Origin of the sequence: Yeosuana marina (assembly GCF_011762485.1) — a bacterium.
In the GTDB taxonomy this organism is placed as follows: domain Bacteria; phylum Bacteroidota; class Bacteroidia; order Flavobacteriales; family Flavobacteriaceae; genus Yeosuana; species Yeosuana marina.
Genome location: NZ_JAAKGI010000007.1, coordinates 20,749 through 41,915, shown reverse-complemented (window position 1 = coordinate 41,915; position 21,167 = coordinate 20,749). Strand labels below are relative to the sequence as shown.

The window sequence follows — 21,167 nt, the reverse complement described above, 5'->3', positions numbered from 1 at the left end:
AATTATGAAATATATATATAATACTTTAATCGCAATATGTATCATCACAACTTTTGTTAGTTGTAATGATGAACTAACAAAAGAGCCAATCGGTCTTCTTACATTGGATCAAATTGATACAACTCCAACAATAACAACTTTGGAGTCTTCTGTAAGCTCTTCTTATCAACTTCTTTCAAGCACCTTGAATATTATAGGTGAATGGGGATGGGATGACGGAACTGTACTTAGAAATGATTTTATTTTACAGGACATTGCTTCTAATGATATGAATAAGAAATGGAATCCAGACGGTGATCAAGCCTGGATGGATGAGTTTAGTGCTTTTAGTTTTACTTCGGATAACGGTGGGTTTAATGGATTATGGCTTTATGATTATGAAGGCATCAATAGAATAAATCTTGCCATAAGTTATTTAACCAATTCAGAAGTAACTCAGGAGGTTGGTATTGCTGATGCCCGTAAGAATCAATTATTGGGAGAAGCTTATTTTTTAAGAGCTTTTTATTATTTTGATTTAGTCAATAATTTTGGAGATGTACCACTTTTAACGGTTCCATTAAAATCGTTTGAAGAAGCTTTTGATGTTGCAATTCGAGTACCAGCTTCAGAAATTTGGGGACAGATAAATTCAGATTTAACAGAAGCAAAATCGTTATTACCAAATTCAAAGTATCCATCTCCCTCTGAACCATGGAGAGCTTCAAAAGGAGCAGTCATTGCATTGCAAGCCAAAGCTGCCTTATATAATGAAGATTGGGCGACAGTAATTACCCTTGTCAATGAATTGGATGCTCTTGGTTTTTATAGTTTAAACGCTAATTATTTTGATAGTTTTGATGTAACTAAAGAGTTCTCTGATAGCGAGGTTATTTTTGCCTACGATCATGTATCAGATCAAAACCCAAGAAAAGGTAACGGTTTGTGTGCTTTGGTAGGATGGGGCTTTATAGCACCAAGTACTGACTTTATAAATGCTTTTGAACCTAACGACCCAAGATTGTTATATACGGTAGATGTAGCCAATCAAAATGTCTCAAAATTATTGGGCAATACAGTTGGTGACTACAAAGGAAATGATGATGCTCCTAGTAATAAAATTTATATTCGTTATGCTGATGTGCTACTTTGGAAAGCAGAGGCTCTTAATGAAACAGAAGATTATCCTGGCGCTATTGCAATTATAAATCAAGTAAGAACAAGAGCAAGAACTACTGCAACTGCAGATGGTTCTATTGTTCCTGTAGGGACTTTGGCAGACAGACCAAGTTCTACTGATCCAGCTCAAATAAAAGGATGGTTGATGTCTGAAAGAAGAGTTGAATTAGGTTTTGAGTCTCAAAGATTTAATGATCTAAAAAGATGGGGAACTGCAAAATCTGTTTTAACAGGTCTAGGAAAGAATTTTCAAGACAAAAATTACTTATATCCAATTCCACAGGGAGAAGTAGATAAGTCAGGAGGAACTATTACCCAAAATCCTGGTTATTAATTTGCCTTTTACAATAGTTAATTTTTGAGTTTAGTTGTTTAAAGAGAAGTAGTTATTAGTTTGCTACTTCTCTTTTAATCAAAAATTATGTGGATTTCATCTTTATAATGATCTAAACTTTTTTAAGTACACTCATAACTATTTGACTAAGCAATAACTACAAAAACACAAATTTGAATACATGATATTTATGTTTAAAATAAATACCCATCTTTTAATTATGTTGCTTTTGGTCTTTTCATCATGCAATGATAGTAACACCACTTTTCCTGATAAGGCACCTACAGAAAGCATTTCAAATCCTGATATAGAAATTATTCCTTCTGAACCACTACCAAATGGAGCAATAAATTTTAGTCATTTTAACCATCTTTATAATGAGATTAATTTTAATGGTAAAAAAGTTGGGATTATTAATATCTACAGTGAATATCCAAATTATGTTTATGCAATTGAACCAAATGAGGGTTTTGCTTGCGTAGATGATGTGTCAAGGGCTATTGTGATGTTAACCAAATATTTAGAATTATATGGTGATAATGTAATAGCATTGGAAAAGCTTAAAAACCTTACTGAGTTTGTTTTACAGATGCAAAACCAAAATGGTTATTTTAATAATTTTATATGGAATGACCTTACTATAAACACGAAATACAGAACATCAATTGCCGTTCTTGATTGGTGGTCATTTAGAGCTTTATGGGCCATAGAGTCTGCATATCCTTTTTTGAAATCTGATGTGGATATGTCAAATAGGATAGCAATTGCTTCGGAAAAATTGATAATAAACATTAAAAGAGACCTTCCAACATCTTATTTAACTACAGAAGTTATTAATACTATTGAATTGCCAACATGGTTGCCTGGGAAATCAGCTGCAGACCAATCAGCTATATTGATTCTGGGATTGCTGAATAATTATATAAGAACTGGAAATAACGATTCTAAAATATTAATTGATCATCTAGTCAAAGGTGTTATGCTTATGCAAAAGGGTGATGCTGAGAATTATCCTTATGGAGCTTTTTTAAGTTCTGAAAATTTATGGCATGCTTGGGGAAATAATCAAGCATATGCACTTTTAAGAGCAGGTCAAGCATTTAATAATCAAGACTATATTGATAGTGCTCTCATGGAGATTGAAAATTTTTACCCTTGGATGTTACAAAATGGGTTTGCGGAAGCTTTTTGGATACATAAAGCAGATAATAATTTTGTTGAAGTAGAGAGGAATAAATATCCTCAAATAGCCTATGGAGTTAGACCCATGCTTTGGGCAGCCACCGAAGCATATCGTTATTCAAATGATGATAAATATTTGACCATAGCTAAAGAACTAGGATTATGGATATCGGGTAAAAATGATGCTAATAAGGCTATGTACAATCCAAGTACAGGAGTTTGTTTTGATGGGATTACTGGTCCAAATGAAGTCAATAAAAACTCAGGTGCAGAATCAACTATAGAATCGTTGCTTATGCTATTGGAAATTGAAAAAATAAAATAGCAACTATACCATTTTAAACATATTATTTTTTGAAAATATAATTCTAAATTTTTATGAAAGATATATCACAAAGAAGCAGTCAAAATCCTCTTCTATCCCCAAAAGATTTAAATCCTAGTAATAAAAATATGATTATTGAATGTCTGCTTAATCCTGGAGTGTTTGAATTTAAAGGAAAAATAGGGCTTCTAGTGCGTGTGGCAGAACGTACTGTTCAAAAAGAAGGATTGTTATCTGTGCCCATATATAATTCTGTAGGTAACCTTGAAATTTTAAAATTTAATCTTGACGATCCAAAACTAGATGACTCAGATGCTAGAGTTATTAATTATGATGGAAAGGATTATTTAACAACAATATCACATTTGAGATTACTTTTTAGTGATGATGGTGTAACCTTTAAAGAAGACAAGGCGTATCCGTCACTCTTTGGTGAAGGAGACTATGAATCTTACGGTATAGAAGATTGTCGAGTTTCAAAAATAGGTAGTATCTATCATCTTACATATACTATGGTATCAGCTAATGGCGTAGGAGTAGGGTTAAGAACCACAAAAGACTGGAAAACATTTGAAAAGAAAGGAATGATTTTTAGCCCTCACAATAAAGATTGTGCCATTTTTGAGGAGAAAATAAATGGCAAATATTTCGCTCTTCATAGACCAAGCAGTCCAGAATTGGGTGGAAATTATATGTGGTTAGCAGAATCACCAGATGGTGTCCATTGGGGTAATCATAAGTGTATTGCAAAAACACGACAAGGAAAGTTTGACAGTAAAAGACTTGGAGGAGGAGCAGCCCCAATTAAAACGGATAAAGGTTGGTTAGCGATCTATCATGGTGCTACAGAAAAGAATAGATATTGCTTAGGAGCATTGCTTTTGGATTTGAATGATCCATCTAAAGTCATTGCACGTTCCGAAGGCCCCATTATGGAACCCATTTCAACCTATGAACAAACGGGATTTTTTGGAAATGTAGTGTTTACAAATGGACATATAATTGATGGAGATACCATTAAAATGTATTACGGAGCATCAGATGAACATGTATGTTTAGCTAGCTTTTCAATTAACCAAATATTAAAAACACTAAGACAATCATGTTAGATTTAGCAAAAGTAGGGTGGAAAGATTTTACAAGAAGCGCAAAAATATTGATCATTACCAATGTTATTTATGCCTTTGTTTTACCCGTAATAGAGATTTTTGTAGCTTCTTATATCATGCGGAATTCCAATGATCCTTCCAAAGTAATTTTTTATCAAATGGCTATTTATACTGGGATACCCATTACCTTTTTTATTAATGGCTATTTGTTAAACAGAATTAATATTAAACGGTTATTTTCTTTAGGCATGCTATTAAGTGGCATTTCTATGGTTTTTATGATGTCCTTAAAAGAAATAAATTATTTTGGACTAGTTGGAGCGGGTTTAATTATGGGAATGTCTTTTGGATTGTATTGGGCTAATAGAGACTACCTTGTGTTAGCAACAACTAAAGATAGAACAAGGAATTTTTACTATGGCTTGGAAACTTTTTTCTATACCATCATAGCGTCTATTGTACCAGTCATAATTGGATGGTATTTGATGAATGGAAATGGCACTTCTAATGCAGGTGTAAACTCGGGGTATAAAGTAGTTACTATAATAGTTTTTATTATAACAATTATTGCCTCAATAGTATTTCATTTTGGAAAATATGAAAAACCAAAAAGTGAGAAGTTCCTTTATTTTAAATTTCATAAACTTTGGAAAAAAATGCTTCAATTAGCGTTGTTAAAAGGGTTGGCACAAGGGTTTATTGTAACCGCGCCAGCTATGTTAATGATGAAGTTTTTTCATTCTGAAGGTGCGCTTGGTTCAGCCATATCTATCGGTGCTGTAATTGCAGCAGTAATTATGCTTTTTTTGGGAAAATACTCAAAACCTAAACATCGCTTAATAATTTTTAGTACTGGATTAATATGCTTTTTTATGGCTTCTTTTTTTAACGGATTACTATTTAATTCCGTTGGGGTTATTATATTTATGTTTTTGTTATTAATAGCCAAACCTGTGCTTGATATTGCTTATTTCCCCATTCAACTTAAAGTTATTGATGTTCTTTCTAAAATTGAAAATAGAAATGAGTTCTCTTATATTTTGAACCACGAATTTGGATTATTTGTAGGACGGCTTATTGGCGCTGGAACCTTTTTGGTTATTGCGTTTTTTATAAATGCAGACATTGCATTAAGATATGCTTTATTGATTATAGGAGTACTTCAGTTACTTTCCATAATTATTGCTAAACAACTTTTAAAACAACAAGAAATATTAGAAAATGAAAATGCATAGAATAAAATATTTAATGGTTTTGTTGGTTTGTATAGGTCTTTATTCTTGTACTACCAAACATTCTAAATTTGTCATAGAGAACCCAATCAATCAGATTCAACTGAGCCGCATCGATTCTATGCCCAATCTACCTAAACCATTTAAAATAATGGATTTTAAAAATTTAGCCAAAGGATTTGATTCGTTGGTTTTTGATGACACCCAGACAGGAGACTATTGGCCATTAATATGGAAGGATAATTCTCGAAAAAATTTCAACCAGGAAACTTTTGGAATCTATACAGCTATGGGAGACTTAAGACAAGGGGCAGAACATAATAATGGCATTTTTCATGAATCACTAGCCACTATAGGTTCTGTATTCGGAGCAACTCTTGTAGGAATTGATAAGACAAACCAAAAGGGTAAAAATTATGTTTCCATGTTGAAAAATTATTTTAATTCTGATACCAACTGGAATATTGTGATGAATAATACCTGCCCTGAAGTAGCATTGCTAGGAGGTGGCTATGCAAGAGATTGGTGGTATGATGTATACCCAAATGTATTATTTTATGGACTTGCAAATTTTTACCCTGAAGAAAAGGACTATTCAAAAATCATGCGTTCAGTTGCAGATAAATTTTATAAAGCAGATTCTGTAATGGCTGGGAACTATGCGCATTCCTATTTTGATTATGCCAAACTAGAGCCTCAAGATAATTGGATTTGTAAACAAGAAGACGCAACTGCAGGTCATGCTTATGTTTTGTATTCTGCCTATCAAAAATTTCAAGACCCAAAATATCTAAAAGGAGCCAAATCTTCTTTAGAGGCTCTTTTGTCACAAACTGATAATAGATTTTACGAAATATTAATGCCCTTTGGAGCTTATGTGGCGGCTCGTTTAAATGCTGAAGAAGGAACAAATTATGATTACAGTAAAATTCTTGATTGGACTTTTAATGGAACGCCAGAATGTAGAGAAGGCTGGGGTGTTTTAGTTGGTAATTGGAATGGATATGATGTATCTGGAATCGTAGGAAGTACCGTAGATCATGGTGGTTTTGGGTTTTTAATGAACACATATGATTCTATGTGGCCACTAGTGCCCATGGTTAGGTATGATCAAAGATACGCCAGTACTATTGGAAAATGGATGCTGAATGCTAGTAATGCCTTGAAATTTTTCTATCCTTATGAAATGACCGATGAACACCAAACGATTCCAGAACAAAAAAAATATACCAAAGGTGTGATAGCTTATGAAGGATTGATAAAAAAAGCGCATTTCGAAAAATATGAACATATAGAAGCACCTGTTGCTATAGGGGATGGCCCCCATTGGGTAAAAGGAAATCCAGATGTGTCCCAATTTAGCGTTTATGGAAGCGGACATGTGGGAATTGCAGGCTCTATTATTTCAAAAACAAATGTTGAAAACATCCTTCAATTAAATTTATTGGCAACAGATTTCTACCGGGATGATGCTTTTCCTTCTTTTTTATATTATAATCCTAATCCAGAAGCAAAAGAAGTCGCAATTTCTGTGGGAGAAAATAGCTTAAAAATTTATGATGCCATAAAAAGAGCATTTATCGCTCAGAATGTAAAAAATAATTTCACATTTACTATAGCAAAAGAACAGGCTTCGTTATTAGTGTTGGTTCCTCAAGATGCAGTTATATCTGTAAATGACGGCAAATTATATGCGAATGACGTTATAATAGATTACAGATATTCTTCTTTAAAGTAATACCTAAAAAAATGACTGAATTAAATAAAAAAATTAGAACAATACTTTTGATTCAATTGTTCTGTTTCATTGGAATCAGTGGATGGAGTCAAAACATCAATCTTAAAGTAGTTGGAACTGCAGAAGAGGGTTTTTATTTAGATATTTATAATGGAACCCAATTATTAATTCATAACACGGAAGAATTTAAACTTAAAGTCGCCAATTTAGATTTAAGTGAAACAACCGAAATTAATAATTGGAAAGGTTCAGAATGGACAGGAGATGAAACCATTGTAAAGCTCTCAAAAGAGACTTACTTATCGGATTTTGATTTGAATTTATCAATTATCGTAACCTATGAAGTAGTAAACTCTAATGTAGTTAAAAAGAGTATTGATTTATTTCAATCGGGTATGCCGTCGCTATATTATACTATTGAAGAAAATTTTAAGCCTTCAGAAACACCTTCTAAATATGTCACTTTTGAGTATGATAATTTTCCAGGTGGTTTTGTTCATGAAATGTTTCCATCCGCTGGTTTTGTTACACCAAACAATCAATTGGTTGGAATTCTAATGGATGCTGGCTATAAAAATCATTATACCAGAACAACGCGGCGCAGGTTTAATGGTCATGGTGGCGGTTTTGTTGGTATGAGAAAATTACCTGACCCTGAATTAGTTTCAGTGGCTACATTAGAAGAAAGAGCAAAAGGACAACAATATATCCAACAAAAGTTTGGAGAAATGCACAACCTCGATGCAGGAAAAGAATTATCATTAAAAATTAGTGACCAATTTAAAAAAGTTGGCGCTGTTGAATTTAAAAAACAATCTGGGCTAATTACACTAGACTGTGAACCTTCAAATAGTTCAGGGTTTGAAATAATTGCACCTTTTAAAGACCAAAAGACTTATACTATCTCATTTCTTTCTAAAGGGAATTCACCTATAGCTCTTAAGCTTTTCAGAATTAAAAATGGGCAAAAAACCATTGAATTGGAGCACGGCATCAAATATGTTGATCAATTTCCCATAAAAGAAAATGAGTGGACGCTTTTTAAAGGGAGTGTTTTGGTTCCATATATCGAAAATGATAGTGTATCTATGTTTCTAGGAACACAGTCAGGAAAAGAAGCTACTATACAAATTAAAGATTTAAAAATTGTAGAAAACCAACCTTTAAGCCAGCCTTACAATAGAATGGATATGGGTGAAAAGGCTACCAAAACAAGCTATATATTTGTGGAACCTTGGACCAATCATCACGATTTTGTGGTGTCTTCTCAATCACGTCTTGCCGAAGGAAAAGGATTTAAAGGGGCTTTGATAGAAAAAATGTTATATGCAAATTTCAACATGTTAACATGGATAACATCAATTAATGATTTTACACCTTTGAATGTTCCTAACCTGAACTATGCTCCAGATATGTACAATAGGGATTCGTTTTTTTCCATTGTTTCTAGTTATAATGAAGAATTAAATTTAAAAATATGGCAACAATGGGCTAAAACCCAAAATGCTAATGGTGCCGTTGCGACTATTATAACACCTTATATGGGAACTATAGAATGTAAGGATAATGAGGCCACTATACAATTTTTAATCTGGGCTATGATGAATAAAAGACGTTATGGTGTTACGTTACCAAAAGACAAAATTGACAAAGCCGTAAATTATGTTTTAAATGAATTTGATGATGACCGAGATGGTATCTGTAAATCGCATTTTACATTAAGTCAAGTTGATATAAATAAATATGAACCTAAAACTGATAAACTGGCAGTAAACCAAGGTATGTTTACTATTGCACTAAAAACTATTAAGGAATTAGGGTATGAGATATCTGATGCATATATTGAAAAAGCCGAAGCTGCCTATCTTAATTTTTATGATGTACAAAGAAAACATTTGTTGTTTGATAGGGATTTTCCAGATGTGATTACAATGACCGATTTAGAACCTGAATTTTTCTCTTTATGGTTGTTTAATAAACCGATGCTAACCGATGAAATGGTCATCAATCATTTAGAGCAAATACCAATACTAAATAAAGTTTCAAATTCGCCACACCCCGAATATGGTACAACCGCTCCTGTTTGTGTTCGATTGGATCAGAGTGAAAAGGGGTATTCTTATTTAACTCCAGATTATCAGCCTTTCAGAGAGTTTGGAGAAGTGAACTATAAGGATGGCGCAAGAGATGGCTTTTATTACAATGGTGGGAGCTGGATGCGACCAGAATATTGCGGTTATGTAGTTGGACTTCGACATGGATGGAAAAAAGCAAAAGCATTGATGGAGAATAGGGCATGGGCAGAAATTAATCTTAATCCGAAATGGCCCTACAGCAAAGAATTTATTCCAACAAAATGGATTACAACAGATACTTGGTGGGAATCAACTAGAGGCCTGTGTTGGAATGTGTTTATACTCATGGCCGATGAAGTTGCAGGATTTCGAAGTCCAGAGATGGATCCTGACTTCAAAAAATAGAAATCCTTTTTTAATTAAAGTCTTGATTCAAGTTCAAAATAATTTTAAAAATGAAACTATTAAAAAAGACATTATTAATTGTGATTGTTTTTTGCTTAGCTTCTTGTAAAACTGAAAAAGATGCGAATAAGGAAGGAACTTGGTGGAAAGAAACGGTGTTCTATGAAATTTATATGCCCAGTTACAAAGATAGTAATGGAGACGGTAATAGCGATTTTAAGGGGCTAACTTCAAAATTAGATTATATTCAAAACTTAGGAGTCAAAGGGATTTGGTTAACACCTTTTTTGAAATCACCAAAAGTAGATAATGGATACGACATTTCAGATTGTTACCTTGTAGACTCAACTTATGGAACTTTAGAAGATTTTAAATTTTTCTTAGACGAGGCACATCAAAGAAACATAAAAATTATCATGGATCTAGTTGTAAATCATACATCAACAGAATCTAAATGGTTTCAAGAGACAAAAAAATCTAAAGACAATCCTTATAGGGGTTATTATATATGGAAGGACAATTCCAACAATTGGGAATCTTTTTTTGGAGGCTCTGCTTGGGAGTTTGATAGTATAACTAGTCAATACTACTACCATAAGTTTGATGTGAAAATGGCCGATCTTAATTGGCAAAATCCAGAGGTGGTTGAAGAAGTTAAAGATGTATTAAGGTTTTGGCTAGATTTGGGTGTTGATGGATTTCGACTAGATGTCATCAATTTTTTGACAACTGATGGAATTACTCTTGATAATCCAATTGATGAAAAAGGAATTCAAGAACACCTAAATGATATTAATCAAAAAGGTGTTAAGGAAGCCATGAAAACTATCAGAAAAACCGTTAATGAATTTGATAATCGTTTTATAGTTGGTGAAATAGGAAGTGATAAAATTGAAGTGCTAAAACAATACCAAGGAACAGAATTATTAGATGTGGTCTTTAATTTTAATTTTGGGAGCATAAAAGAATTTTCAGCACAACGAATATTTGATGAGTTGAAAAGCATGGAAAACAATATGAGCAATTATCCAACCTTGTTTTTTGGAAGTCATGATATGCCTCGCATTGTAAGTCGTTTAGCAAAAAACAATCCAGAAAGGGCTGAGGCTCTGGCCGCTTTAATGCTTACCGCAAAAGGAGTTCCTTTTATATATTATGGTGAAGAAATTGGAATGGAAAACATTGAAGCCGATTCTTTAGACGAAATAAAGGATATTCAAGGGCGTACACATTATAATATGGCTTTGAAAAATGGAAAAACTAAAGAAGAAGCACTTAAAATAGGAAATGAACATAATAGGGATAAATCAAGAAGCCCGATGCAATGGGATGATACTGAATTTGCTGGGTTTTCAAATAAAACTTCTTGGATTAAGGTTAATAAAAACTCTAAATTTTTAAATGTTGAAAGTTTAGAAAAAGATAAAAAGTCATTACTGAATACTTATAAGAAACTAATCGTTTTGAGAAATTCGGAGCCAATTTTGCAATATGGGGAATATATCAATTTAAGCTTTTCAGATGGGTTAATATCATTTTCAAGAACATTTAATGGAGCGTATATGACTTGTTACTTTAATTTTAGTAAGTCCTCGCACGACATAATTTTAAATAAAAAAGAGAAAGTTATAATTGGTAAATTGAAATTAAACCCTAATAATTATACAATTATTAAAGGAGATAATTAATATCATTAAAGTTTTAGAAAGCACTAAATTTCTCTAATTCTGAAATCAGTAATGATTTCTACATTTTTTTTGTTCGTTCTACTTATAGAACCTTCAACCTTTTTTGGTTTGAGATTTTTATCTTTGCTATTTTTTTAATGACAATGTCATATTTGAATATTATTATTGATTTTTTAATCAATAATACAGTGTAAAGAATTCTTGATTTACTTTAATTTATTTGCATAATAATTGTACCATTTTTGTGCCTTTTATATTTTAACCTTTATAAATAAAGAAAAGTTACTTTCTGTATCCGAATCTAATAAATTCAATTCGTTAAATGTTTCACTATTGTTTCACTCTATTATTTTAAAAGCTTGGGTTATACTGTAAATAATGAATTTTAGTAACTAGGTTCAGACCTTTGGGTGGTCAAAATATTTAAGAGATTTCCCCACTCCCTAACCTAATAAACTTCTATTAATAAAATAAGTGATTTTTGGATTTTAAATACGGGAGTGTAACTAAATGGGTAATTAAATATTTATCCCCAAATGTAATATCATGGTTCGAGTCCAGTTCCCGTTACAAGTAAAATCTTCAACCTTTTTAGTTGAATATTTTTTGTTTTCAAATATTTTTGATTAATTTATATTTTAAGTAATTAGCAGGTTCTATATTCTTTTACCACCAAAGACATTTATTAAAAATACTTCCTATCTATATACAATTTGTAATACCTTCAATATTGCGGTGACTTTCTAAAGTAATAGGTAGCATCCTCAGGAATATTGGATACTATTGTATGAACGTGCTTTTTATATCTCGACCTGTCTTCTTCGGGAGCATTTGGGAATGCATATTTGCCAATGACTTCGGTTTTTACCAAATTCCATCCTGGACTAAAACTAAGGTTATATGTAACATGAGTTTCAACTATTAAAGGTGTACCGGTATTGCTTAAATCGCCCTTCCAATTTTCATTAGCTTCAATTTCACATGCTTCTTCAGCATAAACCCATGACAACATATATCCTTCATCACCAAAATATAAATCTCCTGGTGTTAATAGGTTTAGGGTTACTTTTTCAGAATTTCCAATGGTTAAGATTCCAATTTTTATGTCATTTTGATACACTAATAAATAGGAGTTAAGCTTTATGCCCGAATCTTCATTGCTATATTGATAAGACTCTGGATTATGAATATCAAAAAAATTGTTATTATCCTTAAATTCCTTTAAAGGTTTTAGTATTGGCACTTGGTATGTAGGATTCAATTTAATAGTACCATCTGCTTTAATTACACCAACTTGAACATATTCTACTTTATCTTTTCTTGAGTCATAGTGATAGTTGAAAACAAGATTAGCTTCTCCATAGTTCCAATTTTTTAATTTATTATCGTAATCGCTGGCTAGCGTATTTTTCCAATATTTGTCTTCGCTTTTGCTAGCTTTTGGGATTGGGTTTGTTTCACTTTTATTTGTTTTTTTAGCTGATTCAGTTCTTTTTTCCTGAGCATTGGCTTGCTGTAACATCTCTTCAATAGTTATGCATTGCATGATACTATCTCGCATTTTCAAAGCTTTATCAATCATTTTTTGCTGTTCTGGAGTTTGAGAAAAGCCAATGCCAGAGACCGTTAAAAGAAGTATGAAAATAATTTTAAGTTCCTTTTTCATGATATATAATTTTTATAATCCAATACTTATGCTTTTATCAATGGGCAATGACACACTTTTTAAAGGTGTGTAAGTAAATTTTAAATTTAATGGACTTGAAATTTGTTTCTCGGGTATATAGAAGTTTAATTTACCTTCTTCCATATAGATATACCCCAAATTATTAATAATGTTCCCAGAGTTATCTACCATATCTATTGCTTTTACAGCAACACCTATGTCTGAGTTTTGCAAGGAATATCCAATATTTCTTTCATTATTTTCATTATAAGAACTCGATCCATTTTTAACCATAGTAATAGACTTGCCTTGCCAATTGGCAATTTCATTATCTGGTGTAAAATCTTTAATTATTATGCTTTGTTCTGGGGCAGATGCATCTTCAGTTAAGTATGCAATGAGTGCTTTTATATGTAACTCTTTAGCGTTTTCGGCTGGCAATACTAAACTAGAAAGCAGCAGTTTAAAACCAATAGCGCCAGTTATATCACGTGTATTTTCAAGATCAATTATGTTTTTGTTATTTACATAAAAGTTGAGATAACCATATTCCTTCTGTTGTTTTTCATAATCAGAAATAGCTTTTTGATGTGCGGTTAAAATATTAGTTCCTAAATCATCTTCAAATAGGAGCATTTTAGTCTTGGTAGTATCAAGACTCATAAATTTGTTTTGGTCTTCAATCCAAAATTCTAATTTAAGGCCTGTATTTGGAAAAGTTTCTTCTGGGATTTCCCTTTCTATTTCTAGTTTTACAGGAATTACATTTTGAGCTATGGCAAAATGCCCGATACAATACAATGCCAGTACCAGAATTATTTTTGTGTTCTTTTTCATTTTATAGAATTTTATTGCTTATTTATTTTAGATATTAAATGTTTATCTTTTTAGAGGTATGAGGAGTTTATAAAAAGCGCCACACAACTTTAAAAAATAGTGGTTTCAATAATTTGATTTATAATTTTTCTAATACTTCAATGCGTTTTGTTAATGTATCTATCAAAACTTGTTGTTCTTGTATGGCTTTAACCAAGGGAGCAATGATATCGTTATAACGCATGCTATACATTTTTTGATCATCAACTGTAATGATGCCTGAATTGCTTACATTATTTTTTTTAAGTACTTCTTCTACTTCTTGAGCAATAAAACCATATTCTACTTTTTTATTTTCATCATTGCGTCTTGTATACGAAACGGGGTTTAATGCATTAATAAAATTTAAGCCTAATGCACTTTCCTTAATATTATCTTTTAGTCGTTTATCTGAAGTAATGGTCCAGGCTACTTGTATCCCTGCATAGGTAATTGCCGTATTTCCAATACGTACTTGGTTACTTCCTGTAGCACTTGGTACTCGTGCATCATAACCAATGCCTATATTATTACTACCTGTATTATTATTAAGAGCAATATGACCTACTGCAGTATTATAAGACCCTGTACTATTACTATAGAGTGCCTGTACTCCATTCGCGGTATTATAAACGCCTGTAGAATTAATTACCATTGCACCACTTCCAGTGGCTGTATTACCATCCCCTGTAGTATTATATCTTAGTGCATTTACTCCATTAGCTGTATTATTACTCCCTATTGTATTTGAATAAAGTGCTAAATACCCATTGGCTGTGTTGTCAATCCCTATTGTATTAGAATAAAGTGCTGAAAACCCATTTGCTACATTTTCACTTCCTGTAGTATTAGAATAAAGTGCTGCATACCCATTTGCTATATTGCCCAACCCGGTAGTGTTGGAAAACATTGCTTGAGCTCCAATTGCTGTATTATAAGCCCCATTATTTGATGATAAGGCAAAATTTCCGAAAGCTGCATTGGTGTCTCCAATTAATCCTGAGAACGCATTGTTTCTTTTAAAAATAACATCGACAGCATCCGTAGTACCAATAAAATCAGAATTAATATTTGTACCCCCATTACCCGTTAAATTCCAGCCGCTTACACCAGATGTGCCGCTTGATGCCGCATACAATGCATAAGGCACACTCATTAATTGGCTTGTGCCTGTAATGGTATAGGTTGAACCACCATTTGGATCGGTTTCTGTTTTAATAAAATAAGGGCCATTTGCCCAATTAATACCTGAAAAAGTACCTGTAACTGGGGTGCCTGTTCCTATTTCTATAGTTACCAATCCGTTTATGTTTGTTGGTGTAGCGTTAAAGGTTTCTTTAAAAACCTCTGTTCCTGCAGATGTGCCTTGTAAAATGCTTACGCGCATACTTACATTTGTGTTTGAAATTAGGGTATTACTCGCGTTGCGAATTACCGCTTGGTAACTCATTTTTTGAGGTGATTGAGCAAGTACATTCTGTAGTGACAATAAAACAGCTATTGCAATGAATGATTTTTTTATGGTTATAGTAAATGTTTTCATAACTAATTATTTTTAATAATTTTAAATGTTTTTAATGTTTTGTTTTGGTCTAAAACCATTAGAAAATAAGTTGCCATTGGAAGATGATTTAATGAAATTTTTGAATCAGTTCTAACTATTTTTTTGGACATAAGTTGTTGTCCTCGTAAATCATACATCACATATGTTAGATCTTTAGAATTATAGTTTTCTATTTTTAAAGTCACTTTTGATGTTGTAGGATTTGGATACACCAACATATTTAAGGTAATAGCTGGAAAATTATCTACACCAAGTGTTGATATTTCAAAAGCATGTTGCAGACCTTGGCTAGCTGAACCTTCTGCACTGTTTACATTGTTATAATCTATTTGTCCAATGGTGTAATTTACCAAACCTCCACTTCCAGCGGCATTACCTCCAGATACAACTGTATTACTTTGTGCAAAACAATATTGAATTCCGAAAAAGATATAAGCATAAAAAAGTCTGTTCATTTTTTTTATTTAAAGAGTTAAAAATATTTACCAATCCATTTAGTATCTGGTGGTGTAGATTGTGATGAGGTAACTGTTATTTTACTCGGCTTCGCTATTTTAATAAATACATTTTCCTCATACATACTTGGTATCTCATGTTCAACAACGCTTTCAATTTTATATTCAATAAAATTAAATCCACCATTTAATTGCAGATTATAGTTATAAATGGTTTCAATGGTATCATTTTCTGTATTGGTAACCGTTGCGGTACATTCGCCTTGATAATTAAAATCATTTTCCACATATACTAATTCAAAATATGATGCTTTAACCGCATTATTTGAGTACGACTCTTCTAGCCAAGGCACCAAATTCTCATCAGTAACCATAAAGAGCAAACCTGAATACAGATTTTCTTTTGAGCTTAGTGAAATGTAACCGGCATTGACTGCTTTAATATTTTCAGTTTCGGTTAGTATATCATAATTGTTATTACATTTTGGAAATAAAGTGAAAGCGGCGTCTGACATAGAGTTTTCTATTGCCACTTCTGGTATTGAATTTATATTATTTGGAAGTTTGAAATTAAGTTCACCAGAATCGGAAATAGTTCCAATAGTTATTGGATAATCCATACCGAAGACAAATACTACCAAATCCATAGCTTTTAATGGATAGTTTTCTGCTTTAGGTTTGGTTTGGGCTATGCATATCTGTAGAGATAAAAGCATTAAAAATAAGAGTGACTTTTTCATGACAGTGTTGTTTTATGGTTAGTTAAAAAGTGTAAAAAACTTAGCTAAGTTTTCTTTAAAAAAAGCAGGAAAGAAAAAAGATAAAAACGTTAGAATAAAGATTAAAAGCATGAGTATAAATACATTTACTATGCCTTGCTTTTTACCTGGAACCAAGGTTGATATTTTAGGATTTAAAGGGTTATAATAAACAACAACAACTTTCCCTTGTGAATATTTTTCTATTCTATCTTTATTACTCACTATGATTTTACTGGTGGTCGAAAAAAAAGGCTTTTTTCGTTGATACGACTTCCCTCTTACTTCATATTCATATAAAAACGTGTCGTTTGATATTCCAAATTGCATGCCCCTAGATACAATTCCTTTAACCTTAGGCCATAAATGTGATTGATTTGCATATCTCCAATACTTTAGTGATAGGATAAGCGAAAACAGTGATATTAATTGTGCAATAATATTAACTATTTCATATTTGCTTAGTGATGAAAAATAATCCATTTTTATATGTATTATTTGTTAAAATCCTTGAAACGATCCAAGTTATTTATCTCCAAAGCATCCCAAAGTTTATCGGAATCCATGTTTTTACCTTCTAGTGTTACATAAAATCGATTGTCGTAGAGAAACCTAATTTCTGATTGATAATCTGCCTTCGTATCTTCATCTCGATCCGTACCAAAGGTTAATATTCCATTACGCTCTTTTTTTGAATATCTAATGGTATTGTTATTCTCTGAAGTTATTTTGTTTAGATGTAACATTTTTAAGGGTATAATGGCGCCAATAACATTTTTACCAGCAGCATCTAAGATTTCCATTTGTACAGCATCTCCGCCAAAACTTCCTTTTACGGTTTCACTTGACGTAATTCTAGCTTCATTTGAGTCTAAGTTTAAGCTGCCTAATTTTTTTGGGAAGACTTCCAGTAATTGTGCATCGGTTAATAGCGTTTTTGTTTTCAAATCTTCCATTAACAGTGCATATTTTTTGTCTATATCGACATTTTCACCTGTTACTTCGTCAATTAAGCCTTCTATAACCTTAGATTCAGACGAATCTGATGATTTTGGAGAATCTTTACAAGAAATCAAAAGTATAATCACTAATGTGAATTTTAATAGATTTTTCATTTGTATATCATTTAATATTTTTAATTGTTATATTCTAGTTAATAAATTGAAATAGTTGATTCAAGCTTTTTTGCAATGTTGATTTTATAAAACGAGCCACATAGCATCTGCCGGAATTTCGTCTATCTTGGTAACTTCCATTTTTGTCAAAACGGTTTTGCCAGTTTGTGTTGTAAAAGTTTCAGTAATATTATATTTAATCATATTCCATCCTTTTTGAATTTCAAGGTCATAAAATGTGGTATCGGTATAATTTTCATCATCATTACCTGTATAAACTGGGATACTGATAGAACCTTTTACTGAAGCGGTATCTTCTGCAAAAAACCATCTTAAATAATACCCCTTTGCAATATCACTTTGTCCGTAATTATATAGCCAATTCGCTAATTCAGGGTTACTGGTGCAATAGATATAACCAAATTGGGCAGTTCCATCTTCACTAGTAGCTTCTAAATCTGGTAAGCCTATTAAAATAGACGCGGCATTTTCATATATTATGCCTTTCTCGCCACTTCCAAAAGTAGATTCTATGGTATTGAATTTCATTTCCCAACCCTGAGGCGCTTTTTCCTTTGCTTTTTCTGCTGCTATTTTGAAGTTGGATAAAAAATTAGCCTCAAGCGGAATAGTCATATTTCCGTCTGATGCAATATTTCCCATTGTGATTTTTTCTCGTGATATATAATCGGAAAATAGCAATGGAACTTCTCCATTAGTCCAATTTGCAATGCTTCCTGTAATGAAATTTTGAGCATTAAAAGTCAGACTAATAAAAAATAATAAAGTCATTATTGTGATACTGTTTTTTAAATTTTTCATATGAATTAGTTTAGTTGTATTGATCTAGTTTTTTTAAATTTTCAAAGTCGATATACGTCCACAACACATCTGCGGAATCTGGGCCTTCCAAAGTGATTCTGAATCTATTATTGTAAACAAATCGAATATCATTACGTTTAATGTTTGGTTGTAAAAACGCAATAGTTTTATAACCAGCTCTTTCTACATAGACGTACTCGGTTTGTGGAGGTCCTTGGGATTTTATTTTATAGCTGTCAAAAAAATTGCGAATAATAGCACTTGAACCTACGCCATCTTGAATAAAAAAATTATAGCCCTTTTTTCCAATAGGCTTATACATACCTGATACTAATTGACTACTAACCTGAAGGGCATAATCACCAATTGGTTTATTGCCATGAATATCTTTAGGTAAGATTGCAAACAATTGATCGTTGGTTAATGGTGTTTTCTTTTTTAAAGCTTTATAAATGTCTTTTTCACTTTTGGTAATTTGTAAGGGGTTAGTCAATACTTCTTCATCCGTATTTTGAATAGCAGAAGAAATTGTTGTTTTGCTTTCTTCTTTTGGGCTGTCCTTACATGAAACTATAAGCATCAAAAGGCTTAGTAAATAAAATTGCGTTTTCATAGAGTCCTATTTTTTTAATTGAAAGATGGCATACTAAACATTTTTGCGTTTGGCATTGTTATGTTCTGTTCTTCATAGTAATAATGTATACTTGAAGATCCTTCAACTAAGGATTCGAGCCTTTTTTGACCATCAAAAGTTATGGTGACACGGCCATCTGCAATAAAAACTGTTTTTTCATTACCATTACCGCCGCTTATTTTCTTAGCCCTAGTCTCCTTTTCCAATTTAGAAATGGTCACTTCTGCTGCAAAGGCTGCTATTTTATGCATTACCGATCCTTTGGTGGATTCCAAAGCCATAAAATCAATATCCATTGGAGCAAGTTTGGCTACTGCACCAAGCATTTGGCTCATTTTGGTTTTTATCCAGCCTTGCTCTGGGGCGTTCATATAAATATATCCTTCTTCATCAGAATACATTGTTACATTTTCAGCGGGATGAGTCATTTTAAGCCCATAATTATCGGCATCAAAAAACATATTAATTGTCCCGTCGGGTGACTTCATGACGATGCGCATATCAGAGCTTCCTGTACTTACATGAATCCTTTGATAGCCATAATTTTCTTCGCTAAAATGAAAGAAGGCTTCCAGTTTTACCGAACTGTTTTTTTTCAGGTCTTTTTTCAGTTTCACGCCTTTAAAAGTAACTCGGGTTGTTTTTTCGTTTTTACCTCTTGTAACTTCTATTGGATCGTAAGGATCGTTATCTGGTAAAAAGGCAACATGATCAAGAACAGTAGTACCATCTACTTTTAATGAAAAGCTCATGCTTTTTTCCTCTATTTCTTGAGCGGTGTAGCCCAAAAATTCTAAGGTAAAACTAGCTTCTTCGGGTCGGTCGTCTTCAAAAACACCTTCAAAAGGATATACCGTACCTTCTTGCAACTCCTTCTTTGTTTTTTCATCTAAAAAACTAACAGGTTCTATAATATGCATGGCATTGCCTTTGGTTGCCATTTTTAAATAGGTATTAAGCTCAATAGAGTCACCTCTTTTTTCTTCGTTTTCGAAAGTTTTTAAATTCTCTTTAAGTTTATATGGAGTGTTTTTAAAGGCTAAAGGGGCTGTTTCCCCAAATTGTAACATTCTATCATACATATAAGAAAAAGCATTTGTTGCGTCATCAGTAAAAACAGTATTATGCCAGTAAAAAAGTTGACCATTTTGCAGAATATTGTTAAATGTGGTTTCTACATCTCCCCGTTGTCCTAATTGACAAGCACTAAAAATAATGAGCTTATTGTTTACCTCTGGATAAGCATTGGAGAAAAACTCAGGTCTTAAATATATCTCATCATCACCAAAAGCAATTCCTGTGACGTTTTTTGAGGCAAGCTTATTTTTAAGATCTTTTATTTTTTTTGTGTCAAATTTTATTCCTGTTGATATAAATGAAAAACATAAGCTACTTATTTCTAAACTCCCTTTTATTATACAAGTTTTTGAGCCATGGGAACTTAAATAAACCATGTCATACTCCTTAAATGACAAGTAATCATCAATAGTAATGGTTTGTGAAGTTTCAGTTTTATTGGATTTGTAATTTACATTTCCTTTATAATTTCGATAATTTTTAAGTTTTGAATAAGGAACTTTCGCATCATCATTTTCAAAATCCCATTCATAAGGTGCTAGTATCAATGCTTTTTTATTTTGCCTGTTTTCTCCGCGTTGTGCACCAACAACATTGGCAATGTTTTCTTCTTCTCTTATAGGATTTAGTATCATCATTGGGGGCATAACAGAACTACTTGTGCCTCCTTTAGTGATGGATGAAAACTCTTTTAGTTTTATCAACATGGTTGGCCCATTTTTAAGTCTAAAACTCAACAATTCGTCTCCTACACCAATTTCTTGGAGTTCTGGAATTTTCCTTAGTTCTTTTACCAATGCATCTACTGGTTTAAGTTTTATGGTATCTAAAATGGCAAAGCCTTTTTGAATGACTGAATCTGGCATTTTTGAGAAATCCTCTAAAACACCATTAACAAAGACGTCTTTTTCTTTTTTGCTATCATTGCACGAAAGCAAAAAAAAGGAAATTACGATTAGGAATAGGAGACGCATA

Annotated in this window: 17 protein-coding genes; 7 read left to right on the top strand and 10 right to left on the bottom strand. The window is 32.4% G+C overall.

Going from position 1 to position 21,167, the window contains the following annotated elements:
* Positions 1–4 precede the first annotated feature (4 nt).
* The 7 genes from G5V56_RS08870 to G5V56_RS08840 all read left to right on the top strand — a co-directional run bounded on the left by G5V56_RS08870 (position 5) and on the right by G5V56_RS08840 (position 11,246).
* Positions 5–1,492 carry a RagB/SusD family nutrient uptake outer membrane protein gene (locus tag G5V56_RS08870; RefSeq protein ID WP_166964016.1) on the top strand — a complete coding sequence of 496 codons (1,488 nt, stop codon included), beginning with the start codon at positions 5–7 and terminating at the stop codon, positions 1,490–1,492.
* 190 nt (positions 1,493–1,682) lie between these two features.
* The gene (locus tag G5V56_RS08865; RefSeq protein WP_166964014.1) at positions 1,683–2,999 is read left to right on the top strand and encodes a hypothetical protein; all 1,317 of its coding nucleotides are present in this window, start codon (positions 1,683–1,685) and stop codon (positions 2,997–2,999) included.
* A gap of 53 nt (positions 3,000–3,052) precedes the next feature.
* Positions 3,053–4,108: a glycoside hydrolase family 130 protein gene (locus G5V56_RS08860; protein WP_166964012.1), complete on the top strand. Its 1,056-nt coding sequence runs from the start codon at positions 3,053–3,055 to the stop codon at positions 4,106–4,108.
* Complete coding sequence (locus G5V56_RS08855) at positions 4,102–5,343, top strand: MFS transporter (protein WP_166964010.1); 1,242 nt, start codon at positions 4,102–4,104, stop codon at positions 5,341–5,343. Before G5V56_RS08860 ends, G5V56_RS08855 begins: the two co-directional genes overlap by 7 nt.
* Positions 5,336–7,078, top strand: a complete 1,743-nt coding sequence (locus G5V56_RS08850) for a hypothetical protein (protein ID WP_240911265.1) — start codon at positions 5,336–5,338, stop codon at positions 7,076–7,078. The genes G5V56_RS08855 and G5V56_RS08850 overlap by 8 nt, the downstream gene beginning before the upstream one ends.
* A gap of 11 nt (positions 7,079–7,089) precedes the next feature.
* Positions 7,090–9,558: a hypothetical protein gene (locus tag G5V56_RS08845; RefSeq protein WP_206285885.1), complete on the top strand. Its 2,469-nt coding sequence runs from the start codon at positions 7,090–7,092 to the stop codon at positions 9,556–9,558.
* Positions 9,559–9,608: 50 nt separating this feature from the next.
* Positions 9,609–11,246 carry an alpha-glucosidase gene (locus tag G5V56_RS08840; protein ID WP_166964008.1) on the top strand — a complete coding sequence of 546 codons (1,638 nt, stop codon included), beginning with the start codon at positions 9,609–9,611 and terminating at the stop codon, positions 11,244–11,246.
* 724 nt (positions 11,247–11,970) lie between these two features.
* Here the strand turns inward: G5V56_RS08840 and G5V56_RS08835 are convergent.
* From G5V56_RS08835 to G5V56_RS08790, 10 genes are all read right to left on the bottom strand, one after another.
* Positions 11,971–12,912 (bottom strand): hypothetical protein, encoded by a 942-nt coding sequence (locus tag G5V56_RS08835; protein WP_166964005.1) that lies wholly within the window; start codon positions 12,910–12,912, stop codon positions 11,971–11,973.
* A gap of 12 nt (positions 12,913–12,924) precedes the next feature.
* Positions 12,925–13,749, bottom strand: a complete 825-nt coding sequence (locus G5V56_RS08830) for a hypothetical protein (protein ID WP_166964003.1) — start codon at positions 13,747–13,749, stop codon at positions 12,925–12,927.
* 118 nt (positions 13,750–13,867) lie between these two features.
* Entirely contained in the window at positions 13,868–15,310 is a 1,443-nt protein-coding gene (locus tag G5V56_RS08825) for a tail fiber domain-containing protein (RefSeq protein WP_166964001.1), read from the bottom strand.
* A gap of 2 nt (positions 15,311–15,312) precedes the next feature.
* A complete protein-coding gene (locus tag G5V56_RS08820; protein ID WP_166963998.1) occupies positions 15,313–15,786 on the bottom strand; it encodes a T9SS type A sorting domain-containing protein in 474 nt (157 codons plus the stop codon).
* 17 nt (positions 15,787–15,803) lie between these two features.
* The gene (locus G5V56_RS08815; protein WP_166963996.1) at positions 15,804–16,526 is read right to left on the bottom strand and encodes a hypothetical protein; all 723 of its coding nucleotides are present in this window, start codon (positions 16,524–16,526) and stop codon (positions 15,804–15,806) included.
* 18 nt (positions 16,527–16,544) lie between these two features.
* The gene (locus G5V56_RS08810) at positions 16,545–17,027 is read right to left on the bottom strand and encodes a DUF3592 domain-containing protein (RefSeq protein ID WP_166963993.1); all 483 of its coding nucleotides are present in this window, start codon (positions 17,025–17,027) and stop codon (positions 16,545–16,547) included.
* 11 nt (positions 17,028–17,038) lie between these two features.
* The gene (locus G5V56_RS08805) at positions 17,039–17,659 is read right to left on the bottom strand and encodes a hypothetical protein (RefSeq protein WP_166963990.1); all 621 of its coding nucleotides are present in this window, start codon (positions 17,657–17,659) and stop codon (positions 17,039–17,041) included.
* A gap of 84 nt (positions 17,660–17,743) precedes the next feature.
* The gene (locus G5V56_RS08800) at positions 17,744–18,481 is read right to left on the bottom strand and encodes a hypothetical protein (RefSeq protein WP_166963988.1); all 738 of its coding nucleotides are present in this window, start codon (positions 18,479–18,481) and stop codon (positions 17,744–17,746) included.
* A 10-nt stretch (positions 18,482–18,491) separates the two neighbouring features.
* Positions 18,492–19,094, bottom strand: a complete 603-nt coding sequence (locus G5V56_RS08795; RefSeq protein WP_166963985.1) for a hypothetical protein — start codon at positions 19,092–19,094, stop codon at positions 18,492–18,494.
* Positions 19,095–19,108: 14 nt separating this feature from the next.
* Entirely contained in the window at positions 19,109–21,166 is a 2,058-nt protein-coding gene (locus tag G5V56_RS08790; RefSeq protein ID WP_166963982.1) for a hypothetical protein, read from the bottom strand.
* Position 21,167: the final 1 nt, after the last annotated feature.

Coding starts and splice junctions, on each gene's coding strand:
- G5V56_RS08870 (WP_166964016.1), top strand. CDS start 5: ATGAAATATATATATAATACTTTAATCGCAATATGTATCATCACAACT.
- G5V56_RS08865 (WP_166964014.1), top strand. CDS start 1,683: ATGTTTAAAATAAATACCCATCTTTTAATTATGTTGCTTTTGGTCTTT.
- G5V56_RS08860 (WP_166964012.1), top strand. CDS start 3,053: ATGAAAGATATATCACAAAGAAGCAGTCAAAATCCTCTTCTATCCCCA.
- G5V56_RS08855 (WP_166964010.1), top strand. CDS start 4,102: ATGTTAGATTTAGCAAAAGTAGGGTGGAAAGATTTTACAAGAAGCGCA.
- G5V56_RS08850 (WP_240911265.1), top strand. CDS start 5,336: ATGCATAGAATAAAATATTTAATGGTTTTGTTGGTTTGTATAGGTCTT.
- G5V56_RS08845 (WP_206285885.1), top strand. CDS start 7,090: ATGACTGAATTAAATAAAAAAATTAGAACAATACTTTTGATTCAATTG.
- G5V56_RS08840 (WP_166964008.1), top strand. CDS start 9,609: ATGAAACTATTAAAAAAGACATTATTAATTGTGATTGTTTTTTGCTTA.
- G5V56_RS08835 (WP_166964005.1), bottom strand. CDS start 12,912: ATGAAAAAGGAACTTAAAATTATTTTCATACTTCTTTTAACGGTCTCT.
- G5V56_RS08830 (WP_166964003.1), bottom strand. CDS start 13,749: ATGAAAAAGAACACAAAAATAATTCTGGTACTGGCATTGTATTGTATC.
- G5V56_RS08825 (WP_166964001.1), bottom strand. CDS start 15,310: ATGAAAACATTTACTATAACCATAAAAAAATCATTCATTGCAATAGCT.
- G5V56_RS08820 (WP_166963998.1), bottom strand. CDS start 15,786: ATGAACAGACTTTTTTATGCTTATATCTTTTTCGGAATTCAATATTGT.
- G5V56_RS08815 (WP_166963996.1), bottom strand. CDS start 16,526: ATGAAAAAGTCACTCTTATTTTTAATGCTTTTATCTCTACAGATATGC.
- G5V56_RS08810 (WP_166963993.1), bottom strand. CDS start 17,027: ATGGATTATTTTTCATCACTAAGCAAATATGAAATAGTTAATATTATT.
- G5V56_RS08805 (WP_166963990.1), bottom strand. CDS start 17,659: ATGAAAAATCTATTAAAATTCACATTAGTGATTATACTTTTGATTTCT.
- G5V56_RS08800 (WP_166963988.1), bottom strand. CDS start 18,481: ATGAAAAATTTAAAAAACAGTATCACAATAATGACTTTATTATTTTTT.
- G5V56_RS08795 (WP_166963985.1), bottom strand. CDS start 19,094: ATGAAAACGCAATTTTATTTACTAAGCCTTTTGATGCTTATAGTTTCA.
- G5V56_RS08790 (WP_166963982.1), bottom strand. CDS start 21,166: ATGCGTCTCCTATTCCTAATCGTAATTTCCTTTTTTTTGCTTTCGTGC.